Consider the following 3,969-nt stretch of genomic DNA (forward strand, 5'->3'; position numbering starts at 1 on the left):
GCGGACGCCTCGCCGGAACTGCTCGCCATCGTGGTCTCGGTGGCGGCCGGAGCGCTGCTCGCGATGGTGACCAACGCGATGATCCCCGAGGCCTTCGAGGAGGACCACTGGGCGACGGGCCTGCTCGCCGCGGCCGGCTTCCTGGTGGCCTTCGTGCTGAACGAGCTGACGTAACCGAAGCCGGCTCAGCCCCACCCGAGGGCGCGCAAACCGGCGGCGACGGCCGCCGCCGCCGCGACCACCACGATGAACGGCGCGCGCCGCCACAGCAGCACCGCGGCCACCGCCACGGCGGCCACCCGCGCATCGATCGCGAGCGAGCCGCCGGAGGAGAACGTCTGCACCCCGACCAGCGCCGCCAGCAGGGCGACCGTCACGAATGCCGCGATGCGGTGCACACGGGGGTTCTCGAGCCACGACTCCGGCACCGAGTGCCCCGCGACCTTGATGCCCCACGAGAGCAGCCCCGCCGCCACGATCGCGACCCACATCCATGCATACGCGCTCACTCGGGCACCTCCTCCGGTCGCGGGTGGCCCCAGCCCGCGACGATCGCGACGAGCGCGGCGGCGAGCACGGGGACGCCGGCCGGCGCCACGGGGGTGAGGGCGAGTGCCAGCACGGCTGCCGCGGCCGCGACCGCCTGGGCGCGCCGATGCGCGAGCCGAGGCCAGACCAGCGCGAGGAAGGCGGCGGCCGCCGCGGCGTCGAGACCCCAGTCCGCGGGGTCGCCGATGCGCGAGCCGAGCAGCGCCCCGAGCACGGTGATCGCATTCCACGCGACGAACACGCCCACTCCGGTCCACCAGAACCCTGCCTGCCGCGCCGCGCGGTCCTCCGCGGGCTGGGCCAGCGCGACGGCGGTCGACTCGTCGATCGTCACCTGGGCGGCCCACGCCCGCCGCCAGCCGCGGATCGGCCGCAGCACGGGGGCCAGGCCCACGCCGTAGAACCCGTTGCGGAGGCCCAGGAACGTGGAGGTCACCACGGCCGCGAACGGCCCGCCACCCGCGCCCACCACTCCCACGAACGCGAACTGGGAGCCGCCGGAGAACACCAGCAGCGACAGCGCCGAGGTCTGCCACACGTCCAGGCCCGCGGCGACGGACAGCGCCCCGAAGCTCAGGCCGTAGGCGCCCGTGGCCAGCGCCACGGACAGCGCCTGCTGTCGGGTGCGGTTCCGCAGGGGGCGTGCCATGGCGCACATCCTGGCACGGGAGGCGGGGGCCACCGGCGCGGGCCGCGGCACCTCGCGTGGTCAGGCCACGCGGTGGTAGGTCACGAAGCGATGCCGGAGCCCTGTGCGGGACGTGGCCCACTCGCCGGCGTCTGCGCTCCACCGCCGCGCGTCGACTGGCGGGGCATAGGTGTCGCCGGCGACCTCGAGGTCGATCTCGGTGACCTGGAGGACGTCCGCGATCGTCATGGCCTCCGCCAGCAGGCCGGAGCCGCCGATCACCCAGCAGGTGACGTCGGGGTCGAGCTCCTCGGCGACGTCGAGGGCCGCGCTGAGCGACGAGGCGCTCGCCGCGCCGGGGAACGTGTTCTCGTGGCGGGATACCACCACGTTGGTGCGGCGCGGGAGCGGGCGGAAGCGGGGCGGGAGCGACTCCCAGGTGCGCCGCCCCATGATGACCACGCCACCGGCGGTGAGCTGTTGGAACCGGGCGAGGTCCTCCGGAAGGTTCCACGGCATCGTGCCGTCAAGGCCGATGACCGAGCGTCCCTCATCGTCCCGGGCCTGCGCCCAGATCGCCCTGACCGTCACGGCCGCTCAGACCGCGACCGGGGCCTTGATGCCCGGATGGTGCTGGTAGTTCTCGAACACCACGTCGTCGATGTCGTAGTCGAGCAGCGACTCGCGGGGCGCCAGCGCCAGGGTGGGGTACGGGAACGGGTCTCGCGAGAGCTGTAGCTCCACCTGCTCCATGTGGTTGGAGTAGATGTGGCAGTCACCGCCGGTCCACACGAAATCACCCACCTCCAGGTCCGTCTGGGCCGCGATCATGTGCGTCAGGAGCGCGTACGAGGCGATGTTGAACGGCACGCCCAGGAAGAGGTCCGCGCTGCGCTGATAGAGCTGGCACGAGAGCCTGCCGTCGGCCACATAGAACTGGAACAGCGCGTGACAGGGCGGCAGCGCCATCTCGTCGATGAGGGCCGGGTTCCACGCGGAGACGATGTGACGGCGCGAATCGGGGTGGGTGCGGATCGACTCGATGACGTTCGCGATCTGGTCCACGTGGCCGCCTCCGGGCGCCGGCCAGGACCGCCACTGGTAGCCGTACACCGGCCCGAGCTCGCCGTCCGCGTCCGCCCATTCGTCCCAGATGGTGATGCCGCGCTCCTGCAGCCACCGGACGTTGGTGTCGCCGCGCAGGAACCACAGCAGCTCGCCCACGATCGAGCGCACGTGGACGCGCTTGGTGGTGAGCAGGGGGAAGCCCTGCGAGAGGTCGTAGCGGAGCTGGCGCCCGAAGACGGATAGCGTGCCGGTGCCGGTGCGGTCGCTCTTGGGGGTTCCCGTGGCCAGCACGTCGCGCAGCAGGTCCTCGTACGGAGTGGGGATGTCGCTCACGTGCAGAACGATACGCCTCGACGTCGACGCCGCGTGGAGACCCGCGTCGGCGGCCGCGCGGCTCGCGGATGCGCCGAGGATCATGCCGCGGGCGCGGTAGGTTGAGAGCCATGACTTCCACGCACCGACCGTTCGGCACCGTGCTGACGGCGATGGTCACGCCGATGCACGAGGGTGGCGCACTCGACCTCGAGTCCGCGCAGGCACTCGCCCAGTTTCTCGTCGCGCGCGGCTCGGACGGCCTGGTGCTGTCCGGCACCACGGGTGAGGCCCCCACCACCCACGCCCCCGAGAAGGTCGACCTGCTGCGCGCCGTCCGCGAGGCCGTGGGCCCCGACGTCACGATCCTCACCGGCGCCGGCTCGAACGACACCGCCCACGCGGTGCGCATGGCCGAGCAGGGCGAGGAGGCGGGCGCCGACGGCGTCCTCGCGCTGACGCCGTACTACTCGAAGCCCTCGCAGGCGGGCCTCGTCGCCCACTTCCGCGCGATCGTGGGCGCCACGGACCTGCCGGTCATGGTCTACGACATCCCGGGCCGCACCGCGCTCGCGATCTCCGACCCGGCCTACGACGCTCTCGCCGCGCTCGACCGCATCGTCGCCGTGAAGGACGCGACCGGCGACGTCGCGGGCGCCAAGGCACGCATGGAGCGCACCGGCCTCGCCTGGTACTCGGGCGACGATGCGCTCACGCTCGACTTCCTGCGCGCCGGCGGTGTCGGCGTCGTGTCCGTGTCTTCCCACGTGGTGTCGCGGGAGCTCGCCGCGATGATCGCCGCGCACGACGCGGGCGACGCCGCGGAGGCGGACCGCATTCACGAATCCCTGCTTTCGGTGCACGAGGCCATCTTCACGGGCCCCGGCGCCATGAACGCCAAGTCGGCGGCGTACTGGCTCGGGGCCATCCCCGGCCGCGCCATGCGGCTGCCGCTGCTGCCTGCCACGCCGGCCGAGTACGACGCCCTGGTGGCGCGTCTCGAGGCCGCCGGCATCCACCCCTGACGGAGACACCATGAACTTCAATCCGGAGCTGCTCGCTCCGCCCGCGCTCAAGCCCGGAACCCTTCGCATCGTCCCGCTCGGCGGGCTGGGCGAGGTGGGCCGCAACATGCACGTGCTCGAGATCGACGGCCGCCTGCTCATCATCGACTGCGGCGTCCTGTTCCCCGAGGACCACCAGCCGGGCGTCGACCTGATCCTGCCCGACTTCGGCTACATCGAGAACCGTCTCGAGGACATCGAGGCGATCGTGCTCACGCACGGTCACGAGGATCACATCGGGGCGGTGCCCTACCTGCTCCGGATGCGCCGCGACATCCCGATCCTCGGCTCGCAGCTCACCCTCGCCTTCATCGAGGCCAAGCTCAAGGAGCACCGGATCACCCCGGT

Annotated in this window: 6 protein-coding genes; 2 read left to right on the forward strand and 4 right to left on the reverse strand. The window is 72.3% G+C overall.

Translation table 11 applies throughout. The features are described 5' to 3' along the window. Positions 1-185: 185 nt before the first annotated feature. From Q0L54_RS10700 to Q0L54_RS10715, 4 genes are read right to left on the reverse strand one after another with little or no spacing between them, the layout of a single operon-like run. Complete coding sequence (locus Q0L54_RS10700) at positions 186-509, reverse strand: AzlD domain-containing protein (protein ID WP_366937962.1); 324 nt, start codon at positions 507-509, stop codon at positions 186-188. Continuing rightward, a complete protein-coding gene (locus Q0L54_RS10705) occupies positions 506-1,198 on the reverse strand; it encodes an AzlC family ABC transporter permease (RefSeq protein ID WP_296667969.1) in 693 nt (230 codons plus the stop codon). Before Q0L54_RS10705 ends, Q0L54_RS10700 begins: the two co-directional genes overlap by 4 nt. Before the next feature lie 60 nt (positions 1,199-1,258). After that, positions 1,259-1,768 carry a dihydrofolate reductase gene (locus Q0L54_RS10710; protein ID WP_296667971.1) on the reverse strand — a complete coding sequence of 170 codons (510 nt, stop codon included), beginning with the start codon at positions 1,766-1,768 and terminating at the stop codon, positions 1,259-1,261. Between the two features lie 6 nt (positions 1,769-1,774). Further along, positions 1,775-2,578, reverse strand: a complete 804-nt coding sequence (locus Q0L54_RS10715; protein ID WP_296667973.1) for a thymidylate synthase — start codon at positions 2,576-2,578, stop codon at positions 1,775-1,777. 110 nt (positions 2,579-2,688) lie between these two features. Between Q0L54_RS10715 and dapA the strand changes: the two genes are divergently transcribed. Both dapA and Q0L54_RS10725 read left to right on the forward strand, forming a co-directional pair. Further along, positions 2,689-3,582, forward strand: coding sequence for a 4-hydroxy-tetrahydrodipicolinate synthase (gene dapA / locus Q0L54_RS10720; protein ID WP_296667975.1), 894 nt, complete (start codon positions 2,689-2,691; stop codon positions 3,580-3,582). A gap of 10 nt (positions 3,583-3,592) precedes the next feature. Continuing rightward, positions 3,593-3,969 (forward strand): MBL fold metallo-hydrolase (locus Q0L54_RS10725; RefSeq protein WP_296667976.1); only part of this gene is annotated, 377 nt, incomplete at its 3' end.

The organism is Demequina sp. (genome assembly GCF_024642165.1).
In the GTDB taxonomy this organism is placed as follows: Bacteria; Actinomycetota; Actinomycetes; order Actinomycetales; family Demequinaceae; genus Demequina.